Annotated in this window: 17 protein-coding genes and 2 riboswitches; of the genes, 10 read left to right on the top strand and 7 right to left on the bottom strand. The window is 46.5% G+C overall.

The genetic code is table 11. From position 1 onward, the window contains the following. Positions 1-241: 241 nt before the first annotated feature. Positions 242-1,189, top strand: coding sequence for a homocysteine S-methyltransferase (gene mmuM / locus NLX74_RS04845; RefSeq protein ID WP_254328080.1), 948 nt, complete (start codon positions 242-244; stop codon positions 1,187-1,189). Between the two features lie 109 nt (positions 1,190-1,298). Here mmuM and NLX74_RS04850 read toward each other — a convergent pair whose 3' ends face one another. The 5 genes from NLX74_RS04850 to rhaB all read right to left on the bottom strand — a co-directional run bounded on the left by NLX74_RS04850 (position 1,299) and on the right by rhaB (position 8,449). After that, the gene (locus NLX74_RS04850; RefSeq protein WP_254328330.1) at positions 1,299-3,569 is read right to left on the bottom strand and encodes a GDYXXLXY domain-containing protein; all 2,271 of its coding nucleotides are present in this window, start codon (positions 3,567-3,569) and stop codon (positions 1,299-1,301) included. Between the two features lie 138 nt (positions 3,570-3,707). Beyond that, entirely contained in the window at positions 3,708-4,601 is an 894-nt protein-coding gene (locus NLX74_RS04855; protein ID WP_254328081.1) for an AraC family transcriptional regulator, read from the bottom strand. Between the two features lie 198 nt (positions 4,602-4,799). After that, positions 4,800-5,645: a rhamnulose-1-phosphate aldolase gene (rhaD, locus tag NLX74_RS04860; RefSeq protein ID WP_254328082.1), complete on the bottom strand. Its 846-nt coding sequence runs from the start codon at positions 5,643-5,645 to the stop codon at positions 4,800-4,802. 53 nt (positions 5,646-5,698) lie between these two features. Beyond that, positions 5,699-6,955 (bottom strand): L-rhamnose isomerase, encoded by a 1,257-nt coding sequence (rhaA, locus tag NLX74_RS04865; protein ID WP_254328083.1) that lies wholly within the window; start codon positions 6,953-6,955, stop codon positions 5,699-5,701. Positions 6,956-6,967: 12 nt separating this feature from the next. After that, complete coding sequence (rhaB, locus tag NLX74_RS04870; protein ID WP_254328084.1) at positions 6,968-8,449, bottom strand: rhamnulokinase; 1,482 nt, start codon at positions 8,447-8,449, stop codon at positions 6,968-6,970. Between the two features lie 353 nt (positions 8,450-8,802). Next, positions 8,803-8,906, top strand: a riboswitch (purine riboswitch). Positions 8,907-9,063: 157 nt separating this feature from the next. On the opposite strand from rhaB, the gene NLX74_RS04875 reads away from it, so the two are divergent. The 3 genes from NLX74_RS04875 (at position 9,064) to NLX74_RS04885 (ending at position 11,334) form a co-directional block, all read left to right on the top strand. Continuing rightward, complete coding sequence (locus tag NLX74_RS04875) at positions 9,064-9,681, top strand: xanthine phosphoribosyltransferase (protein ID WP_254328085.1); 618 nt, start codon at positions 9,064-9,066, stop codon at positions 9,679-9,681. Beyond that, complete coding sequence (locus NLX74_RS04880; protein WP_254328086.1) at positions 9,675-10,982, top strand: nucleobase:cation symporter-2 family protein; 1,308 nt, start codon at positions 9,675-9,677, stop codon at positions 10,980-10,982. Before NLX74_RS04875 ends, NLX74_RS04880 begins: the two co-directional genes overlap by 7 nt. Positions 10,983-11,163: 181 nt before the next feature. After that, positions 11,164-11,334, top strand: a complete 171-nt coding sequence (locus tag NLX74_RS04885; RefSeq protein WP_254328087.1) for a hypothetical protein — start codon at positions 11,164-11,166, stop codon at positions 11,332-11,334. A gap of 508 nt (positions 11,335-11,842) precedes the next feature. Here NLX74_RS04885 and NLX74_RS04890 read toward each other — a convergent pair. After that, on the bottom strand, positions 11,843-12,526 hold the full coding sequence (locus NLX74_RS04890) for a hypothetical protein (protein ID WP_028540882.1): 684 nt from the start codon (positions 12,524-12,526) through the stop codon (positions 11,843-11,845). A 544-nt stretch (positions 12,527-13,070) separates the two neighbouring features. Then, positions 13,071-13,385, bottom strand: a complete 315-nt coding sequence (locus tag NLX74_RS04895; RefSeq protein WP_250266975.1) for a hypothetical protein — start codon at positions 13,383-13,385, stop codon at positions 13,071-13,073. A gap of 365 nt (positions 13,386-13,750) precedes the next feature. Then, positions 13,751-13,954: riboswitch (cobalamin riboswitch) on the top strand. Between the two features lie 217 nt (positions 13,955-14,171). On the opposite strand from NLX74_RS04895, the gene NLX74_RS04900 reads away from it, so the two are divergent. The 6 genes from NLX74_RS04900 to nikA all read left to right on the top strand — a co-directional run bounded on the left by NLX74_RS04900 (position 14,172) and on the right by nikA (position 20,985). Further along, positions 14,172-15,752, top strand: coding sequence for an ABC transporter substrate-binding protein (locus NLX74_RS04900; protein WP_254328088.1), 1,581 nt, complete (start codon positions 14,172-14,174; stop codon positions 15,750-15,752). Positions 15,753-15,767: 15 nt separating this feature from the next. After that, positions 15,768-16,697 carry a nickel ABC transporter permease gene (gene nikB, locus NLX74_RS04905; RefSeq protein ID WP_039271928.1) on the top strand — a complete coding sequence of 310 codons (930 nt, stop codon included), beginning with the start codon at positions 15,768-15,770 and terminating at the stop codon, positions 16,695-16,697. Positions 16,698-16,711: 14 nt separating this feature from the next. Next, positions 16,712-17,527 carry an ABC transporter permease gene (locus NLX74_RS04910; RefSeq protein ID WP_254328089.1) on the top strand — a complete coding sequence of 272 codons (816 nt, stop codon included), beginning with the start codon at positions 16,712-16,714 and terminating at the stop codon, positions 17,525-17,527. Further along, the gene (locus NLX74_RS04915) at positions 17,527-18,444 is read left to right on the top strand and encodes an ATP-binding cassette domain-containing protein (protein WP_254328090.1); all 918 of its coding nucleotides are present in this window, start codon (positions 17,527-17,529) and stop codon (positions 18,442-18,444) included. Before NLX74_RS04910 ends, NLX74_RS04915 begins: the two co-directional genes overlap by 1 nt. Beyond that, on the top strand, positions 18,441-19,217 hold the full coding sequence (locus NLX74_RS04920) for an ABC transporter ATP-binding protein (protein WP_254328091.1): 777 nt from the start codon (positions 18,441-18,443) through the stop codon (positions 19,215-19,217). Before NLX74_RS04915 ends, NLX74_RS04920 begins: the two co-directional genes overlap by 4 nt. 142 nt (positions 19,218-19,359) lie before the next feature. Then, positions 19,360-20,985 (top strand): nickel ABC transporter substrate-binding protein, encoded by a 1,626-nt coding sequence (nikA, locus tag NLX74_RS04925; RefSeq protein WP_254328092.1) that lies wholly within the window; start codon positions 19,360-19,362, stop codon positions 20,983-20,985. Positions 20,986-21,030: the final 45 nt, after the last annotated feature.

Genomic DNA, 21,030 nt, shown 5'->3' on the forward strand with positions numbered 1-21,030 from the left:
GCACTTTTATAGTAAAATGACTTTGTGAAAAAAAGAACAATACCTAATTAATTTAACTTATGAAACTAATTTAAAAAATTTATACGTTACATCAGATGGCAAATGAAACGAGAGGGGACGTCTTCACGGAATGATTATTTCTTGGCTTTGTTAGTGCTCATCAACATTCGTGCTATAATGTAAATCATTAAAACCCACTTGATTAGTGGGTTAAATAGAAAAGACGAGCAGGAGGGGCCGCATGAATCCGATACAACATATACTGGACGAATTTCAGCTGATCGTGCTGGACGGCGCAATGGCGACCGAGCTGGAGCGTCATGGACATGATCTGAACGATAGCTTATGGTCAGCTAAAATCCTCCATGAGCATCCGGAGTCGATCAAGCGTGTGCATAGAGATTATTTTGAGGCTGGGGCAGACTGTGCGATTACTGCGAGCTATCAGGCCACCGTTGAGGGCTATGTTAAACGAGGCCTAAGCGAAAATGAGGCGCTGGAGCTGATTCAATCATCGGTGCGGATTGCTGTGCAGGCACGCGATGAGTTTTGGGCTGACGTGACGGCTACTGCAAGTCAGCGACATCGTCCCAAGCCGCTAGTCGCGGCCTCTGTAGGCCCTTACGGGGCGTTTTTGGCAGATGGATCAGAGTATCGCGGCGATTACAAACTGAGCGAGGAACAGCTAGTGGAGTTCCACAGGCCGCGTATAAAAGCTCTGATTGAGGCGGGTGCAGATATTTTAGCTTGTGAAACGATACCCTGTCTGGTTGAAGCCAAGGCCATCGCCCGATTGCTGCAGGAATTCCCTGGCACGTATGCCTGGATCAGCTTTAGCGCAAAGGATGGGCAGCATATCAGCAATGGTGAGTCTGCCGCTGCATGTGCTGAGTGGCTGAATGGGCATGAGCAAGTGGCTGCTGTAGGAATCAATTGCACCTTGCCGAAATTCGTTCCATCGCTTATTCACGAAATACGCAGCCACACGGATAAGCCTGTGGTGGTATATCCCAATCTGGGGGAGGAATATGACCCGGTCACCAAGACATGGCATGGCAGCACTTGTACAGAGACATTCGGACAAAGTGCCCGCCAATGGTATGAAACGGGAGCTCGTCTGATTGGCGGTTGTTGCCGGACTCAGCCGCAGGATATTAAAGAAATAGCATCATGGTCGAGAGATGAATAAACGGAGATAAACGATGGTCCGAAAAAAACAAGCAGGCTGAACCAAGTTGTGCTCCAGTAATGGAGGGGCTTGGTTCAGCCTGCTTTGTTTACTACCTTCGCCGATCCGGTCAGCTTTCTGCCAAACGTTCCAGCAGCGCGTCTCCATTGCGGCTCACCCGAATATGGGCAAAATGTGCGTTCTGTTCTACAGTACGTCCGGTTCCCTCAGGAATGAAATAATTCTCAATACCGTACAGAATACGGGAACCATACCATTGTCCATTTAGAATGACCTCATGGCTGGCAAGTTTTTCACCATCTTGATATAGGCGATCCGCGACGTATACTCCTTGGCTATCTGGTGTGAGAACGACTTTGACCTTGCCTCGGCTCCCTTCCTCCTCCTGAAGAGGGGTCTTGGAAGGCGGGGTAGATATGTCGTAATTCAGTGCCACATAATCGCCTTGTAGCAGGGAGCGCGGGTCTACAGGAGCTAGTTTGAGCTTAATGGAAGCCCCTGTGGCGAGCAGGGTTTCACTTCTCGCCGTCTGATAGCCGATGATCCCCAGCTGTAGCACGATGACAATGGCAATGAGTAACGGGCTTAAGCGCATAAAGCTAAAGCTGCGGTGATCGGCATCGAATGCTGCTTTGCCGCTATGGGCCATTCGCCGATCCGCCCACCAGGTAATTCCGAGCGCAATGATGCCCAGTAGCGCCAGCGTAAAAGATTTATACAGTAGCGTCCACAATAAATCATAGTATTTGAAACCGATAAAAATAAACCAGAAGACAACGCTCGTGATGGCCTCCGATTTTTGTTTCAGACGGGCAAAGGCAAAGACCATCCCGGTAACGATAACAAAATAAAAAATGTTAATGAACATATAAGAGTGTGGAACGACATCCTCGAAAAACGTCGCCCAAAACAGGAACAGCAAGCTGAAAAATAATGAGCTATTCCGTAGATGTTCTTTTAACTCCGTCTTGGATATAAAGTAACTTACCCCATATAACACGGCATTGACGATGAAAAGAGAGAAGATGATGAACTTATAGGTCCAGTTCCAACCATCCCACTCCTGATACTGCTGAAATAAAATGGTCGCCAGATTCAGGTTTACAAAGGTGTAGGCAAAAAACAACTGCCTTTTCCCCTTGGAGCGGAACCATCCAGCGATGGAAACGATCAGAAATAATACCGAAAGCAGCGACTGATCTGACCATAGAATGGCCGCCAAGCCTGTAATATAGCTGATGGTCAGCAGTGTATAACGTATTACCGAATCCAGCTTGGATTCCGGTATGACAATCATCAAAATCATAAGCAGCAACGACACAACCAACAGTACATATTCGGTGTGGTTTACATTCGTGCTAATCATAATCAATCCGATGAGAGATATACTACCGATCAGCACTCCAACCACTTTGATCACACGGGATACGGTTTTGCTAATCCATTCACTGTCATGTTCCTCTTGGATGGTCGTCTCAGTCTTTGATGTACTAGTGTCCGTTGGCCCTGAATCCGGCAGTGTTTTCCCCAAACGATTCAAATAGCGGAAAAACCACACGTTACCCGTCAGCAGCAACGCCACAAAAATCAAACCAAAAACAAAAAACAGAGATGAGGAGTACGCCTCAGCCAGCTCTATAAATTTAAAGACAGCAAACGCCGAAAGTGCCAATGCATTCAAGGTCAGTAGCGTTTTATTCAGCCGCACCTTGATAAATATATAAAATCCTAAAGCAATCGCAGCAATATGCGGTACATTCATGACCATGCCATACTCATCAAATGCAAAGGAATTGGTCATCGCTAACATAGCTATATGGAAAACCGTAAAGCTCATATATTGTAGTGGAGCAGAGTGTATACGATGAAGGAACGTCAATAAAAATAGCAGCAGGTTGACTATTGCGAACATTCCGGCAATGGACAACGATTCCAGCTCGCTATAAGGCACACTTTGCATCGTAGGGTAAAAATAAAGCCACAAACCAAGATGAATTAGTACATAAGACAGCATATAAAAAGGATTGTAGCGAGTAATCCAGCTAAGCAGTAGAGCCGGCACCGACCAAATGAAAAACAATCCGTAGCTGTCCGCATGGGAATTGTAAATTTGACCGAGCAATGCCACGGAAACGCCAAAGGCTATACAGCCAGCCACCAAAAACATATTAGACAGAAAAGCTTGTTGACCGGGAACAGCACGTATCCGTGCAAATACAAAAGACAAGCCATAGAACAGAACAATAAGCGCAGCAGCAAGTACAATCTTGAATGTCCGATCCAGTCCGCCCCAATTGGAGGCGAAAAAATAAATAATTGCGGCCAGTATCAGTGAGATGCCCAGCAGATAGCCCGTACGTATCGCATTGAATCGCAGCATGGATTTCACGTACCTTTCCTGTTGGTTTGATGCCTATTATAGCGTTGAAAGGGCTCAGAACCAAGTGGGAATTAGGATCAGGTCATAAAAAGAGAGACACCGTATACGGCGGCTCTCTTTAACGTTACTGGATTCCGACTAAGCGTTGACGGTACGAATCTCTTGCCGGGACTGATGTCGGAAGCGATACTCACGCGGTGGAATCCCTGCTGTTTTCTTAAATGCCTTGGAAAAGGTGGACATATCGGTATAGCCGATGGACTGGGCTATGATCGACAAATTGTAAGTCGTCTGCTCCAGTAATCTTTTGGCTTCGTTAATCTTGAGGTTTTGCAAATACTTGGCGGGAGAGATGAGGAAGGTGGAATGGAATTTACGTGAAAAATGCGCACGATCCACACCTACATGCTCGGCAATTTGTTCAATCGTAACACGGTCACAATAATGCATTTCAATGTAATCTTTCCCCTGCTGGAGCCAATAATCAGAGCATACAAAGTTGCGCAGCACATCAGATGTGTTGCGGGATAACTCCTCGAAGATCTGGTGCAGTGTAATCAAGCGGGCCAGATCGCTGCCCTGTCTGCTGTTGTCGTGTACGATGGAAAACAGGTTGGAGATAAGTCTGAGGATTTCCTCGCTCGTTGCGTTAGCCATCAATGGCGTAGAGGGATTAATTCCGATCCGCTCCAGCAATGCGAGGGACTTGGGTCCCTCAAAGGCAATCCATACCTTTTGCAACGGGTGCTCCTGATCGGTGTAATATTCATGGGCAAGATGCGGAAAAAAACAGAATAAATCAGACTTTTGGACGCGGTACTTTTGTTGCTTATAAATAAACTCAGCCTGACCTTCAAGTACAAAAATCAAATAAAAATAAGGAACAGCCTTGGGACCGACATGGTAGCTTGTTTTCGAAATATCCATACCTAGTCTGACAGGCCAAACGGCACTGGATTTTTCCAATTCGGTGGCTGTGAAATAATGGTCTTCCACGATGTCGAAGTGATCTTCATTTTTTGCTCTTTTCATAACTTGTCACCTCTCCTTTGGTGGAGATAAGGGAATTTTGATTTTATTGTATATAAAGGAAAGCATAATTACAAGTTAATTCATTGGAATTAAGGGTTATATAATTGAAACTAGGTATGCCAAAGGCTCCATGGCCGGTTTGAGACGATCCATGGAGCCTTTTAAGTTCTGTATTATGAGATAAAGATTAGCCTATATTTATACGTTCAGGATTCCTTCTTTTGGAGTAACGTTGAAGGCTTTGGCCAGATCGGCCAATTCCTGATCTGTAATCCGTTGCTGAATATCATGGTGAGCAATGAGCATATAAATTTGCGCCGCTTTTTCAATCGTTTCAATCAGGCCAAATGCTTCATCAATGGAGCTGCCCGTTCCGAAAATGCCATGATGAGGCCATAATACAGCGCGATGATCCTTCATTTTTTTTGCCGTTTCGCGGCCGATTTCGCTGGAACCCGGTACCATCCAAGGGATTACACCGATACCGTCTGGGAAGACGACAATACATTCAGTACACATTTCCCACAGCGTTTTGGTGAATTGGTTTTCGTCCAGACTATGAATGAAGGTCATGGCAATAACATGGGTGGCATGATTATGAATCACAACACGATGGCTAGGATCGACCTTCAAGCGCTCAATATGGCTCATAAAATGGGAAGGCAACTCACTGGTAGGCACTGCGCCATGTTTGAGGCCCCATAAGACTTCCAACTGCTCGCCATCCTGGGAGACACGAAGAACTCCTAAGTTAGCTTCTGGATCTGCAATTACGTTTTTAAAATATTTCCCTGATCCGGTGACGATAAAATATTTACCAGCCAGTTCATTCACTGGGAAAGCAGGTTTAATCGTCCGAATGACCTGATGAATATCTATATATTTTGCAACCTCAGCTTCATCCAGAATATAGCTTACATTACCTCCATTGCGTTCATCCCAGCCGAATTTCCACATGTTTTGTGTAATTTCCGCCATCTCGCGAACAAGTGGGATATCCAGTCCCGATTTTCGTTCTTTTTGATTCTCCAGTACAGTAGTCATGGATAATCTCTCCCTTTTGGATGATATGAATATAAGCATTATCAGTACAGTGGTTAACGTTTCAGCAGTACCTGTTGTTCATAATTTTTAACTTCGGCCAGCCATTCCTCACGAACAGGAACGCCGTTTTGAGCGCAATAGTAATCCCATATGGCACCAAACGGATACGATTTAAACTCTTCGACCAGAGCAAGACGAGTGGTAAAGTCCCGCTCCTCTTCCGCCTGCTTTAATGCTTCAATCGGTTCGAGCATAGCGCGAAGCAGCGCTTTGATCGTGTTGCGTGTTCCGATGACCCATGCTGCTACATGATTGATACTTCCATCAAAGAAATCAAGACCGATATGGGTTCGGGAAAGCAATTCACCGCGAACCAGCTCACGGGCAATGTCTAGCAATTCGTCGTCCATCGTCACGACATGATCACTGTCCCAGCGAACCGGTCTGCTGACATGGAGCAATAATTGATCGGTGAACATCAGCACAGAGGACAGTTTGTTCGAAATGACTTCGGTTGGATGGAAGTGACCAGCGTCGAGACAGATAGATTTACCGCGTGTCAGGGCGTAACCCATATAGAATTCATGGGAGCCCACGACATAGCTTTCCGAGCCAATGCCAAACAGCTTGCTTTCAACCGCATCGATGTTGTATTCTTCACTGATTTTCTCGCTGAAAATTTCGTCCAAAGCATCACGCAGACGTTCTCTTGGAGCCAACCGATCAACCGGAGTATCTTTATAGCCATCCGGCATCCAGTGGTTTGTGACACAGGGCTGACCGAGTTCTTTTCCAAAATGCTCTGCAATCCTGCGTGATTTTTTGCAGTGTGTGATCCAGAAATCACGGATTTCCGAATCCTTATGGCTCAGTGTGAAGCCGTCTTCCGCTTTGGGATGGGAGAACAAAGTTGGATTAAAATCAAGCCCAAGCCCTTGCTGCTTAGCCCAGTCTACCCAGTTCTGAAAATGGCGTGGCTCTAGTTGATCCAGATCCACTTGTTCAGTGGTGTCCGCATAGATTGCGTGCAAATTGACCTTGTGTTTACCCGGAATGAGTGATAGAGCTTTCTCTAAATCCTGACGCAACTCATGCGGCGTGCCTGCTCTGCCCGGGTAGCTGCCCGTTACGGCAATCCCCCCGCTAAGCTGTTTGTCATTGAACAGAAATCCCTGAACATCATCTCCCTGCCAGCAGTGCAGTGATATTTTAATTTGTGAAAGCTTCCGTAAAATATCGTCAACTTGAATACCGTGGCGGGCATACAGCTTTTTCGCTTCGTTATAACTGGCTTCAATAGCTTCGTTCATGGCTTTACTCCTTTATTGAGATATTTGAATAGTGGACATCACTTGTCTCTTAAGGTGCTCCCAACGCTCCAGCAGCTCTTTCGATCCTTCCAGCAATTGTGGCTTATAGAGCTGCGTCGGGAAGGAATGGGCAATAACTTTCCCAGCTGCTTTGAGGTCTTTAAGAGCACCGGAGCTAATTAATTGCACGATAATATTGCCGATGGCCGTAGATTCGGAAGGACCTGCCTGAACCTCAATTCCCAAGAGATCGGCGGTTAGCTGACATAGTAATTCGTTGTTAGCGCCTCCGCCGACAATGTGCAATCTGGTAATCGTTTCGTCCGTTAAACATTGCAGTTCGTGTAAGGCATCGCGGTAGCTTAAGGCCAGACTGTCAAAAATACAGCGGGCGAGTGAACCCGGCGTCCTGGGGATGGGCTGGCCTGTTTCTTCACAGAATCGCTGGATTTCAACAGTCATACTATCCGGGTTTAAAAAGGATGACTGGTTACAGAGGACGAGACTGACAAACGGTGCCTCTGCTGAAGCCAGTTCGGCCAATTCGGCAAAGCTATGTGCGGAACCGCCCTCTCTCCTAACCTCCTGAATCATCCATAATCCCATAATATTTTTCAGAAAACGGTACGTACCGTAAGCGCCCCACTCATTCGTGTAGTTCGCCTGCATGGCTGCCTTGGTATTCAAGGCTTCGGATCGTTCCATTCCCAGTAGTGACCATGTTCCGCTGCTAATATAAGCCCAAGATTCTTCCCGCTGTGACGGTACACCTGCAACAGCCGATGCAGTATCGTGAGTAGGCGCAAGAATGATCTGACAGTCCGGAAGATCGTATTTTTGAACAAGCTCCGGCAAAAGAGAACCCAGAACCCGTCCAGGCTCGGCAAGCTCTGAAAACTGATTGCGTTGCAGGTGGAGCAGGGAGAGCAGGTCTTCATCAAACTCTCGGGTGTTCACGTTGAGAAGCTGCATCGTGGACGCATTCGTCATTTCATTGATCATGATGCCTGTCAGGCGATAGTACAGATAATCGGGGACCATCAATATTTTATCCGCCTGGGCAAGCTGTTCCCGATCATGGACGAACAGTTGATACAGGGTATTAAAGTTTAATTCCTGAATGCCTGTTTTCTCATACACAGCCTCTCGACTGATGAGCTGGTGCAGCCTGTCGGGTGCATGGAGGGTACGTGCATCCCGGTAAGCGTATACCTCATGAATGCGGTTACCTTTCTGATCAAGCAGCACGTAATCTACAGCCCATGTATCAATGCCGAGCGTACAGGAATGAATCCCTTTTTGTTTAGCTTTTTGCAAGCCCTGAATAATCTCATTTAATAGTTCGTCGATATTCCAGTAATCGTGTCCGTTTTTTTCGGTAAAGGAGTTGTTGAAACGGTGTAGCTCTTGCAAGTGTAGCTGGTCACCTTGCAGAGTTGCACTTACGAGCCTTCCGCTTGAAGCTCCAATATCAACAGCAAGATAATTATTCATATCCAATCTCCTTGCATGGATAAAATACGGGCAGCTTGAAAGTCTGCCTTTTGTTTTCTTAACTAACTCCATACTACTTCCGTTTTTCTTTGTAGTCAACAGAAACGGAAGTAGTATTTGTGGTTTTATTTTTGTTATCTGAATTTATAATTAAAATTAAGTGTTGTTTTGTATGCATTTTTGTTTTTTTATCTGTTTTCTACAATCAGGATAATGCAAAGTCCTCACAATATATATACCTTGAACAAAGTTCGATTTGATTTTACGATATTCCAATTGTGGAAGGTTCTCCAAATGCCGCTGTCTGTATGAAAAATAGTCTTGAAACCGCCCGCCAGAGGGTGTAGTATACAAGATATCAATTTCATATGACTCGTATAATATTGGGGATATGGCCCAAAAGTTTCTACCGGATGACCACTGTAATCGTCCGACTATGAGTGATAGCGCATCGGCTTTGGATGAATGCGGGCATTTATTTGTGCGCCAATCCGTCAGGGATGACAACCCCAAGGACAGGCTTCACTTGAGAAACAACTCAAGGGAGCCTGTCCTTTTTTGGTTTTGGCAGGTTTTATACTATTTTAAAGTACAGAAGGAGCGATACTCGCATAATGAAAGCTTTGGAGGAACGTATTCGTCAAGAGGGACAAATTTTATCTGACACCGTATTAAAGGTAGATTCATTTTTGAATCATCAGGTAGATACAGCATTAGCATTGGAGATTGGTAAGGAGTTTGCACGCCTTTTCGGCAGTGCTCCGATCACCAAGGTGCTTACAATTGAAGCTAGTGGTATTCAATTTGCTATGGCTACTTCTATTGCCTTGGGGGTCCCGTTCATTTATGCGAAGAAAAAGAAGGCAATCACGCTGAATGAGCAGGTATACTTCGCAGAGGTTCATTCGTTCACTCGGCAGGAAACCTATCAGGTGAGCATTTCTCAAAAATATCTCGATGCCAGCGACCATGTGCTGATCGTAGATGATTTTTTGGCTACTGGCGCAGCCTTGGTTGGACTTACGGATATTGTGAAGGAAGCAGGAGCGGAGCTGGCCGGGGTTGGCTGTGTAATTGAGAAGAGCTTCCAGGAAGGTCGTGGACTGTTGGAGCAGAGAGGCATTGCTGTGCGCTCTCTTGCGCGTATCGCTTCCATGGCACCGGGCGAGGTTCATTTTATAGAGGAAGCTGGAGGGGTGATTCCTCCCGTTAAGGAGAATGTGGGATGTTAAGTAAACAAAAGTTATTCGCGCTGGGCTTCCAGCATGTCATGGCGATGTACGCTGGAGCAATTGCTGTACCTCTAATTGTAGGGGGAGCATTGCACCTGACGCCAGCCCAGATGGCTTATTTGGTGGCTGCCGATCTGTTCACTTGCGGGATTGCTACGTTATTACAGATTATGGGCACACGCTTTTTCGGTAGTAGACTGCCTGTCATTTTAGGCTGTACGTTTACGGCAGTAGGACCCATTATCGCGATTGCTTCGACCTCAAATTTAGCGACAGCGTACGGTGCCATTATTTTGTCCGGTATATTTGTGGTATTAGCGGCACCGTTGTATGGCAAGCTGCTACGCTTTTTCCCGACGGTCGTTACGGGTTCGGTCGTTACGATTATCGGTCTATCTCTTATTCCAGTGGCGATGAACAATGTAGCAGGGGGCCAGGGCAGCACGGATTTTGGACAGCCACGTAATTTGCTGTTGGCGTTAGTTACACTACTGGTTATCCTGCTTGTGAATCGGTTGGCAAAAGGCTTTTTGCGCTCGATTTCCGTGCTTATTGGTCTGTTCGCGGGTACGGTGGTTGCTTATGGAATGGGAATGGTGCATTTTGCTCCCGTGGCGGAGGCCTCATGGGTGAGTGTCGCGCAGCCGTTTTATTTTGGTAAGCCAGAGTTTAGCATGATGGCAGTTTGTACGATGATTATCGTCAATATTGTCAGTATGGTTGAGTCTACAGGCGTTTATCTGGCAGTAGGCAAAGCGATTGATCAGAAGGTGGAACAGAAGCAGATCGTCAATGGTCTGCGTTCCGAAGGACTTGCGATTATGCTTGGGGGTATTTTTAATGCGTTTCCTTATACAGCATTCTCGCAAAATGTTGGTCTGATCTCACTCACACGCGTCAAATCGCGGAACGTTATTTTTGCTGCGGGCGGGATCATGGTTGTTCTTGGTTTGCTGCCTAAGCTGGCTGCCTTAACGACAGTGATTCCTAACGCTGTGCTGGGCGGGGCGATGATCGTCATGTTCGGCTCGGTCGCTGCATCAGGCATGTCTATTTTGTCAGAAGTGGATCTGCGGAAGGAAAGCAATCTGCTGATCGCAGCATGCAGTATTGCCGTGGGCCTAGGCTCTGCCGTTCTGCCACAAATGTTCGACCAGCTGCCGAGCTTTGCCAAAATGCTGCTGCAAAATGGGATCGTTTCGGGTTCGATTACTGCGATTGTCTTGAACATTGTTTTGACGAGAAAACAAAGGGAATCGGTCAAAAGCGTGACGGTTTCGGAGGTTCCACAGAAGGTTTGATGATTAGGAATAAATAAAGATAGCCGGAGAGAGGACGTATGCCTCTTTTCCGGCTTTTTGGCATGGAGTTATCCGGGGAAGATGAGCAGAGAAGATAGGCTGTGCAAACTGGTATCTATTACGGCAGGCGTCAGGCTGGCCGGAGCCAGACGCAGCACACCCAAATTGATTGAGTTTGGAGTTGGACAGCTATAACCTAACGAAGCTGCTTACATTGGTTCGCAGCCAGCGTAAGCAGATGCGCAACAGTCGCGGATCGTCAACAAGGGGACTGCTTTATTTCCTGGATTTGGACAAGCTAAAGCAGGGGGCCAGAATTATGACTATTGGACGTGAAAGTCGTGGACGATAGAAAATATTCTTTGGGAACGTGTTGTTTTTTTATCCTAGCAAAAATCACGGAAGATTATTCGAACCGTATGCGTTAGCAGATAGATAAAGTGAATGCCTCCCTATGCTGATACAGTAAGATTCCATACGAAATTAAATTCCAAAACCCAGAGTTTTGTGAGTGCATATGTCCGGTCTTCCAATCCTCAAATTTCGCTGTCTTGTTAATTTCATCACCCTCCGTGCTTGTCAATAAAAAGCCCGTAGTACCAAGTATTTAATTGTCCGTCACGACGAATTACAATCCTGTTTCATCATTCTTTTACTTACCCGCTCTATTCGACATTCTTTCGTGTAACCCTGTCTAGGTATGATATAAAGTCCTTTGAACGCAATAGATCGTTCGGACGCCACAGATCCAGTCCAAAGTAACTGAGTAGACTCGCGAGAGTCCCGCTACTTTCCGCTATAAAAAAGAAGCCGTGTTGGTTGCAACGGCCTCTCTTTTTATTTCAATTTATTTGATATGATTAGTGCTTTTCTACTCTGAAAGCAATTCCCACAGGCTTGTCTACTCTCACATAACCTATGAAAGGATCACCTATGAATGGAGCTGGCCAATACATTCCTAATCTATGTTTTTCATATCGTGGAAAAGCACTAATGACCCATCTTTCTCCTTTAGGAACATTGATTGAATATTCATCATCTAGGCCAATATCAGCTTCTATACCAAAACCCAATGTGCCTTCTATAGCTTTAACACCACCTGTTATTGCTCCTTCCGCTTTCACTTTAATATTAGTTTTCACTGTAATTTTTGCAGCAGCAGGCCCAGTATATGTACTTACACGAATTGCATTGTTTGTATCAACCCAATAACCTAGATTTTCATGGGTTTTAACAATAGGAGTCACCCCAATGGATTGGGTACTAATTCTATCATTATTACCTTTTTCTTGATTTAAATTGTCGTAATTGACATAATAGTAATAAACATCATCGTTAACACTACTAGGATCGATATATTTGTAGACTTGTCCTTCCTTGGCCTTTATTTCATCTGTCGGTTCCCATTTTCCGGCTTCTGATTGTATTGTCGATGACAATGGATTCGGCGCATCATTTGCAGAAGCAATGGCTCCATATGGTAATAATATTGCTGTCAATGCTGCAATTATTGCTGTTTTAGTCATGACTTTGAATGGTTTCATAGTATTAAAATTCTCCTCTTCGAAAAATATTATTGGGGGCTAAGAAATGAGTAAATTTGAAAAAAATCTGTTTAAGTATTTGTCTTACGGTTTTTTGGTAGGAATATATTATTCCTTTATTCAAGGACCAACGACGACAACTTCTTCGCTTAACGGCTCATTGCAACTTTACACAGTGTCCGCATCTACCTTTATTTTCAGAACATTATCAACCTCATTTCTACTAAGTCTCCTCTCTGGAGTCGTGTATACAATTGTTTTTTTATCCATAAGAAGGAATAAGTAAATATTACCTGTAAATTTTATGTTTGTAAATAATTTTATTTAATGGATAAAATTTAAAATAAGATAGAAGAGAGCCGTATTGATCGCAACGGTCCTTTTATTAACTGACGGTTTAATAGCAAGTGCCTCCCCGTTTGGTTGTTCGTACAAAACTCTTTAGCTCCACAACTTTTCGAGCGTAAAAGCAAGCCGTCGCTTCGTCCTGGTTTACAGTACGACGCTGTGAACGACCTGCAAGATCCCTCGCTTCGCTCACTTACTAGCTAAAAAATAACTTGACTGCTAGGCACCTAAACGGCACGCTGACATGGCTTGTCAGGAAATGGTCAGTTAACAAATTAGGCCCCCGGCTAATCACCGGAGGCTTTTCAAACTCATTCTCTAAATCACTAAGGAATGTTTTACGGGTAAATTCTCTAATAGTTAAATTTGTCTCAAAGGCTGTCTGAGAAGAATCAACAATATAGTTCTTTTGTTTGGTAGCTGCCCCCAATGCTGTTATCCTTATAATAGAAATTCCACAAGGTTTGCTCACTAAATTTCCGATCAACTCTTTGGTTTTGTCGCTTTTCAAATTTTTTTCTTCCTCAATTTTTTGGAGAAGGAATAACCAACTGCTTTTTCAGGCATTTGATATAATGTATCTTTTTTTATAGCTTGTACAAATTGATCTGCAATCTCGCTGCTAAATTTTCGTTTATGCTTCTCTTTTAGATTCATTAAGTAGTCTGGTACAGTTTTCGGGACATCATGAGGGAGACGGAATGCCCGTCATTTCGTGCACGCAATGAATAGCCATTACCTTCATTCTCGCCATATCATTCAAATTTGAATTATTATACAGCATTTATTGACAAGCCTGTGACAACAAAATAAGATCGTAATGAAAAGAAATAAAAGAAGAAAACAGGTGTGAGCCGGACGACTCTATGTACGGGGGTTTGTTGAGACCATGTGGATAGTTGTTAAGCGTGTTCACTTAAAAGGGAAGTTCGGTTGATTCCGACACGGGCCCGCCACTGTATACAGGCATCAGCAGGATACTGCTGGAGCTTTCAGAACAGCCACTGGAACTGTGAAGAACCGGGAAGGCCTGAAAGATACGCTTGGAGTCAGGAGACCTGCCTGTTTTGACATCACTGTCAGACCCACGGGATGCTGGGGAGGTGGTTAGGCGTGCTGCATACGGAATGTCTGAAACCGATCTGATCCCTTCTATGTTTTTGGAGTTGGTTTCGAGGTGTGTTTTGACATTTTATAATGAAAGCATTTCTGACTGCTGATCAAGTGGTCCGGAATGCTTTTTTCGCGTTTTGCGTTAGGTTTATATGATTTTACAAGCTAGAGGGGGATTCATCGAATGATTAGCAATCATAGCAGGCGCTCATGGTTGATATGTACAGGGGTGATGCTGTTACTGGCAGTTATGGCTCTTTCGGGATGTACTAGCAATAAGACGTCGAATAGCTCCGGCAAAGATGAGAACGGGTCAGCACAACAAACAGTGACAGGTAAAAAGCTGGTAATGGCGTATACATGGGAACCGTCAGGTGTTGACCCGCACGGAGATAATAGCTGGGATGTGATGCGATCCGGTGCAGGTGAGACACTGGTACGTTTGAATGAAAAGCTGGAGCCTGTGGCTTGGCTGGCAAAGGAGTGGAAGCAGGATAGTCCTACAGTTTGGACGTTCAGCTTGCAGGATAAAGTCACTTTTCATAATGGAAAGAGTATGGATGCAGCAAGTGTAAAAGCATCTTTGCTACGCTCTATCGAGAAAAGCCATCTGGCGAAGGATTTACTGAATGTGAAGTCCATTGATGTAAGCGGCCCGCTGGCCTTAAAGATCACGACAAACCAGCCGAATGCGGCGCTGGTGTCCAATCTAGCTGATCCATCGACGACTGTACTGGATGTGGCATCGATGAAAGATGAGCAGAGTTACCCAGCGATGACAGGCGCCTTTAAAATCAAAGCGTTCAGCAAGGACCAATCCTTGGTCGTAGAGCGTTATGACGGATACTGGGGCGAGAAGGCCCGATTGGCTGAGGCGACAATGAAGTTCATTACGGACGGGAATTCGCGCCTGATGGCGCTGCAATCCGGCGAGGTGGATGTAGCGACGGATATTCCGGTTGATAACGCAGAGGTACTGAAAAAGAACGACAGGCTACAAGTTCTGTCGGCTCCCTCCTTGCGCACCCATATGATCGTGTACAATATGGAATCGCCAGTATTCAAGGATGCGGCGAACCGTAAGGTGGTGGACAGCCTGATTCCACGCACATCGATTGTGAGCGCCGTCATGAGGGGCTTCGGTACGGAGGCAAGCAGTCCGTTCCCGAGCATTCTTCCCTTCGGTAAAGTTGAGCGTAAAGCGCTGGACGGAACGGTGAATCAGCTGTTAACGAAGGATGGCTGGCAGAAGGATGCCCAAGGGACATGGACTAAGCAAGGCAAGCCGTTCGAGGTTACGCTGCTGACTTTTCCTCAGCGTCCGGAGCTCTCTGTTATGGCTGAGGTCATCCAAAGCCAATTGCTGAAAGAGGGAATCCAGGTCAAGATTCGCAAGGTGGAAAATATCGACGAGGCGTTGACCAAAAACGATTGGGATTTTGCTATGTACAGTATGCTTACTGCTCATACAGGAGAGCCACAATATTTTATGGACATGTTTTATTCTTCGAAAAGCGAAGCCAATGTAAGCCGTTATAGTTCCAAACCGCTGGAGAGTATTCTTAACAGCTTGAAGCTGGCGAAGGATACAGCGCAGCGTAATGCTGTGACACTACAAGCGCTGGATATCATCAATACGGATTTGCCACAGTCGTTCATTGTGCATCCTGACAATGTGTTTGGTGTGAAAAAAGGGGTGGAGGGTTTTACACCCCATCCGATCGAGTATTACTACATTACAGCGCAATCCGATATTGCGGAATAACGAGCGGTGTATCCTATGATTCGTTTTATACTGGAACGTGTGGCGCAGCTGCTCATCATTGTATTCGTTGTATCCACGCTGACTTTTGTACTGATGCGGCTGGCTCCTGGAGACCCTGCTACCATTTTGCTCACCGCGCATAATGTCCCTGCCTCTGAGGAGGCGTTGACGACGCTACGACAGGAACTAGGCTTAAACGAACCGTTTCATATTCAATATGTGAACTGGCTGCGGGATGTGTTCACAGGGCATTGGGGCACCTCGTATGTATCCAAGGAATCCGTGCTAGCCGAACTGTGGAACAGACTGCCTGCTACTGTGGAGCTAGCTGCTGCGGGCTTTGCCGTCATGACGGTGCTTACGCTGGGGTTGGGGCTGGCTGCCTCGCTAAAAATTAGCGGCCCATTGGATCGTCTGGGCAGGCTGTTCGCCCTGCTGGGATCGTCGATCCCCTCTTTTTGGCTTGGTTTTCTGTTGATCTATCTATTCTCCGTTCGCTTGGGCTGGCTCCCATCCATGGGAAGAGAGGACTGGACACATCTAGTGCTCCCAGCGCTGACTCTTGGTGCAGGTTTGGGAGCTGTGCAAGCCCGTGTACTGCGCGCTCAAATGCTGGAGCTGGGTGACCGGAATTTTGTGAAAGCAGCGAAGGCTCGAGGCTTTTCCCGTATGCATATCCTGTTTTTTGAGATATTTAAGCATGCGGTTCTGCCTATAATTACACTGCTAGGTACCAATCTATCATTTATGCTGGCAGGCAATGTCATCGTAGAGACCATTTTTTCATGGCCGGGGTTGGGCAAGTATTTTATAGATGCAATTACACAGCGAGATTATCCGGTGATTCAGGGGTATGTTATTTTCGCCGTATTTTTAATTGTAGGAGTTCAGTGTTTGGTGGATGTGGTCCAGACGGCGATAGATCCGAGGCTGCGTTTGCGTTAAGGGGGAAGCTGAAAATGAAAAAGATACGGCTTTCCTTTCAAGGGAGCTTGCTGGCAGGAGGCGTACTGTTTGGTCTGATCGTGCTGCTTGGGTTATTAGCTCCATGGGTCGCTCCTCATGATCCTCTTCAAGTGGATCTTTTGAACCGTCTGGCACCACCCAGTCGGAAATATCCTTTCGGTACGGATCATCTGGGTCGGGATGTAATGTCAAGGCTAATTTACGGGATTCGGATGAGCGTGCTAATCGCATGTGCAATTACTGTAGCTACGTTATGCTTCAGTCTGCCTATAGGGTTGCTCATTGGTTATGTGCGCGGACGCGTGGATCAGCTGATCATGCGGGGAATCGACGGCGTACTGGCTTTTCCTGATATTATTTTAACGGTGGCAATTGTGGGCATTTTGGGTCCAGGTTTTGTTAACATGACCCTTGCGATTATTGCGGTACGGTGGGCGGGCTATGTCCGGTATATCCGTAGTCTGGTTCAAAAAGCCTGTCAGGAGGACTACGTTCGATATGCCCGTTTATCCGGCAATTCACACGTACGTATACTGAGCCGTTATGTATTGCCACAAGCGTTGCCGCAGTTGTTGGTTTATGCGGTATGGGATATCGGACGCGTGGTGCTGATGATCGCTGGGCTGTCCTTTCTTGGATTGGGTGTACAGCCGCCTAAGCCAGAGTGGGGCGTGATGCTGCATGATGCAACCTCGTATTTTCAGGTGGCCCCGCATGTCATGATTTTCCCGGGCTTGGCGATTATGCTGTTCGTACTTGCCTGCCAGCTTTTGGGCGACCGCTTTTCGGAAAAGGGGGCGGACAAATAGTGGAGGATCAAACAGCCCTTGGGTGCAAGGATACGATAGAACAAGTGGCAGGGCGAAGACCGTTGTTACACGTGGAACATTTGGAAATCTGCCGCACAGGCGTAGGAGCAAGCGGAAGCGGGGGCAAACTACTGCTGCGTGATGTGAGCTTTTCCATATATTCAGGGGAGATTGTGGCCCTGACCGGACCGAGTGGATGCGGCAAGAGCCTGACCGCACACGCAATCGCAGGCATGCTGGAACCAGGTATTAATGTTACGCAAGGGCGTATCTACTATAACGGGGAAGACATCCTCCCGTTCCAGGAACGGCGCTGGCAAAGGCTGCGCCGAGAGGATATTGCCCTGCTCATTCAACAATCGCTGAGCGGGTTGAACCCGATCCGGACTGTCCGCGCCCAGCTGATGGACACGCTTAGACTGCACGGGCGGCGTCGGATGCCGCATGACCAAATGGAGCCGGAGCACGCTGATTCTGTCGCATCCTACACTGCACCGCAGCAAGTCCACCCGCTGGGCGTGCTGCCACGGATGCGGCAGCTGCTGAGCCGTGCCACGGAGATAGCCAGAGGAGGCGCTACTCCAGTGCGGGAGGCCTATTTGCGCTCTCTGCTCCGCAAGGTTGGATTTGCAAATCCTGAGCATATTTTGTCGTCATATCCTTTTGAACTAAGCGGAGGCATGTGTCAAAGGGTGCTGCTGGCTGCAATGTTAAGCTCCGGTCCGAGCCTCTTTATTGCCGACGAGCCTACTACGGCGTTGGATGTTATCAACCGGGACAAGGTCTTGGCATTGCTGCAACAGTTGAGAGAAGACTTTGATCTCACCATATTGCTGATTTCACATGATCGCCAGGGGATGAGCCGCATAGCAGATCGAGTGTTGGAGATGAGCCCGGAAGGAAGGATGCACCAGTGATGCTGGAATTGAAGAATGTGACCAAAGCATACCCTGTCCGTAAACGGAGAAAAGGCTGGTTCAGCACGCAAGATAGCGAACAGGCTGTGAAGAAGGTGAATCTGGAGCTACGACAGGGGGAATGTCTTGGACTGGTTGGAGAAAGTGGAAGTGGCAAAAGCACGCTGGCACAATGTATTCTAGGGCTGGAGTCGTTGACCTCAGGAGAGATTTGGCTGGATGACCAGCCCATTCACACCGGAAGGATGAAGGATATCTACCTGTACAAGCGAATCCAGTTGGTTGCACAGGATTCGTCTTCCTCGCTCCATCCTCGCATGACCATACGAGATATTTTGGAGGAGCCAATCCACAATTATTTTCCCGGACGAAAAGCTCAAGTACTGGATATTTGCCAGTCTTTACTGGAATCTGTGGGGCTGGACACGGAATGTCTGGAAAAATACCCAACACAACTAAGTGGCGGGCAAAAACAGCGGGTATGTATTGCCCGAGCGTTGGCGGTGGAGCCCGATATTATCTTGTTCGATGAATCGATCGCCAATCTGGATACGACAACGCAGTTTTCCGTGCTGGGCATGCTTAAGAGAATGCAGCAGGAGCGTGAGTTGTCCTACTTATTCATCACTCACGATCTCCAATCTACTCGTCAGTTTTGTGACCGCGTTGCTGTTATGGTTCAGGGGGAGATCGTGGAAATATTTAAGGAATGGGATGAAGACTTGTTACAGCATGAGTACACGCGTGCTCTGTTTCAAACGTTGGCGAATTAAGCCATAAATTTAATATTCTACAAATTTAAAATAAATAAGAGGATGGCTTGTCGAATGTTGTTGACAAAATAGAACGTGGTACCTATTCTAAATATGATTATGATAATCATTATCACATATATAGAAAAGGGGAAATACATTGATGTCCGTTCGACACCGCAAGACTGCCACCCTTATGTTGGTAGCGCTCCTCTTATTATCCGTTGTTTTGGGCTGCGCGAAGCAGGAGAACGCACCTGCATCCACCTCTACTGACGGAGCTGCCAATGAAAAGTCTATCACGCTATCGTGGCCGCGTGACATTGGTACGATGAATCCTCACGTATACAATCCTTCCCAACTTTTTGCACAATCCATGGTCTATGAGCCGTTAGTCAGCTACAAGCAAGGAGGCAAGCTGGAGCCTGCTTTGGCTGAATCCTGGACTATTTCCAAGGACGGCAAGATATATACGTTTAAGCTGCGCAAAGGTGTGAAATTTTCGGATGGAACGCTATTTAATGCAGCCATTGTCAAAAAGAACTTTGACGCTATTATGAAAAATGAGAAGACGCACAGCTGGCTTGGTATAGTAGGCGTTCTCGACAAAACTGAAGCTGTAGATGACAGCACCTTCCGAATGACGCTCAAAGAGCCATACTACCCGGTGCTTCAGGATTTGTCTGTCGTTCGCCCGTTCCGTTTTCTAGGTGAAGCGGGGTTCCCGGATGATGGAGATACGTCCAAGGGAATCAAGAAACCTGTAGGTACAGGACCTTGGATGCTGGATGAATACAAGCAAGATGAATATGCAACCTTTAAGCGTAATCCAAATTATTGGGGCACTGCACCAAAGGTGGATAAAATTACGGTAAAAATCATTCCCGATGGCGAAACCCGTGTAATGGCCTTTGAAAAAGGCGATCTGGATCTGATTTATGGAGAGGGTGTCATTAGTCTGGATGCTTTCAAACAGCTTCGCGACACGAATCAGTATGTTACCACGCTGTCCGAGCCTGTCGGTACAAGAAGCCTGTTGCTCAACTCATCCAATCCCAAGCTGGCAGACCTTCGGGTACGTCTGGCACTCCAGCATGGCTTTAACAAGCAGGCAATGGTGGAAGGTGTAACCTCGGGGCTGGAGGAAACAGCGGATACGGTTTTATCCAAAAACTATCCGTATACGAATGTAAACTTACAGCCTGTTGGTTATGATGTGGAAAAATCCAAATCGTTGCTGGATGAGGCTGGCTGGAAGCTGCCCGCAGGCGGTACAGTACGGGAAAAAGACGGACAACAGCTAGATTTTGAGCTGATTTTCGATAAAACCGATCCGATCCAAAAGGCGATGGCTGAAACCATTCAGGCTGAATGGGGAGAACTGGGTGTCAAAGTGAACCTGACCGGACTGGAGCTGACGGTTCAAATTAAGCGCCTTAGATCCAACCAGTTTGATCTGTACTTCTGGTACAACTATGGTGCGCCTTATGATCCGCATTCCTTTATTAATGTTATTGCTAAGAAGAGCTTTGGAATTTCCGAGGTGCTGAGCGCCCTTCCGATGAAGAAAGACCTGGATCAGCAAGTACACGAAGCGCTCTCATCGACAGATGAAACCAAGCGCCAAGAGCTGTATGCTTCGATTCTGAAGACGCTCCAGGAGCAATCTGCCATTGTACCTATTTCGTATATTAAGAAAACGGCAGTGTACCAGAAAAAGATTACAAACTTTGTATTCCCGGCTAATCGGGATGAAAATCCGTTTGAGGGAATTGAAATCGGAAAGTAGCTGAAGCCGACGGGTAACGGTAGTTTACAGGATAGGAGGACAACT

This window comes from Paenibacillus sp. MZ03-122A (assembly GCF_024213325.1).
Classification (GTDB): domain Bacteria; phylum Bacillota; class Bacilli; order Paenibacillales; family Paenibacillaceae; genus Paenibacillus; species Paenibacillus polymyxa_B.

What these genes read in the sequence shown, in the direction of transcription:
- nikB (WP_039271928.1), top strand. Translation starts at nt 15,768, where the DNA reads ATGATTCGTTTTATACTGGAACGTGTGGCGCAGCTGCTCATCATTGTA.
- nikA (WP_254328092.1), top strand. Translation starts at nt 19,360, where the DNA reads ATGTCCGTTCGACACCGCAAGACTGCCACCCTTATGTTGGTAGCGCTC.
- NLX74_RS04855 (WP_254328081.1), bottom strand. Translation starts at nt 4,601, where the DNA reads ATGAAAAGAGCAAAAAATGAAGATCACTTCGACATCGTGGAAGACCAT.
- rhaD (WP_254328082.1), bottom strand. Translation starts at nt 5,645, where the DNA reads ATGACTACTGTACTGGAGAATCAAAAAGAACGAAAATCGGGACTGGAT.
- NLX74_RS04890 (WP_028540882.1), bottom strand. Translation starts at nt 12,526, where the DNA reads ATGAAACCATTCAAAGTCATGACTAAAACAGCAATAATTGCAGCATTG.
- NLX74_RS04910 (WP_254328089.1), top strand. Translation starts at nt 16,712, where the DNA reads ATGAAAAAGATACGGCTTTCCTTTCAAGGGAGCTTGCTGGCAGGAGGC.
- rhaB (WP_254328084.1), bottom strand. Translation starts at nt 8,449, where the DNA reads ATGAATAATTATCTTGCTGTTGATATTGGAGCTTCAAGCGGAAGGCTC.
- rhaA (WP_254328083.1), bottom strand. Translation starts at nt 6,955, where the DNA reads ATGAACGAAGCTATTGAAGCCAGTTATAACGAAGCGAAAAAGCTGTAT.
- NLX74_RS04850 (WP_254328330.1), bottom strand. Translation starts at nt 3,569, where the DNA reads ATGCTGCGATTCAATGCGATACGTACGGGCTATCTGCTGGGCATCTCA.
- NLX74_RS04875 (WP_254328085.1), top strand. Translation starts at nt 9,064, where the DNA reads ATGAAAGCTTTGGAGGAACGTATTCGTCAAGAGGGACAAATTTTATCT.
- NLX74_RS04900 (WP_254328088.1), top strand. Translation starts at nt 14,172, where the DNA reads ATGATTAGCAATCATAGCAGGCGCTCATGGTTGATATGTACAGGGGTG.
- mmuM (WP_254328080.1), top strand. Translation starts at nt 242, where the DNA reads ATGAATCCGATACAACATATACTGGACGAATTTCAGCTGATCGTGCTG.
- NLX74_RS04880 (WP_254328086.1), top strand. Translation starts at nt 9,675, where the DNA reads ATGTTAAGTAAACAAAAGTTATTCGCGCTGGGCTTCCAGCATGTCATG.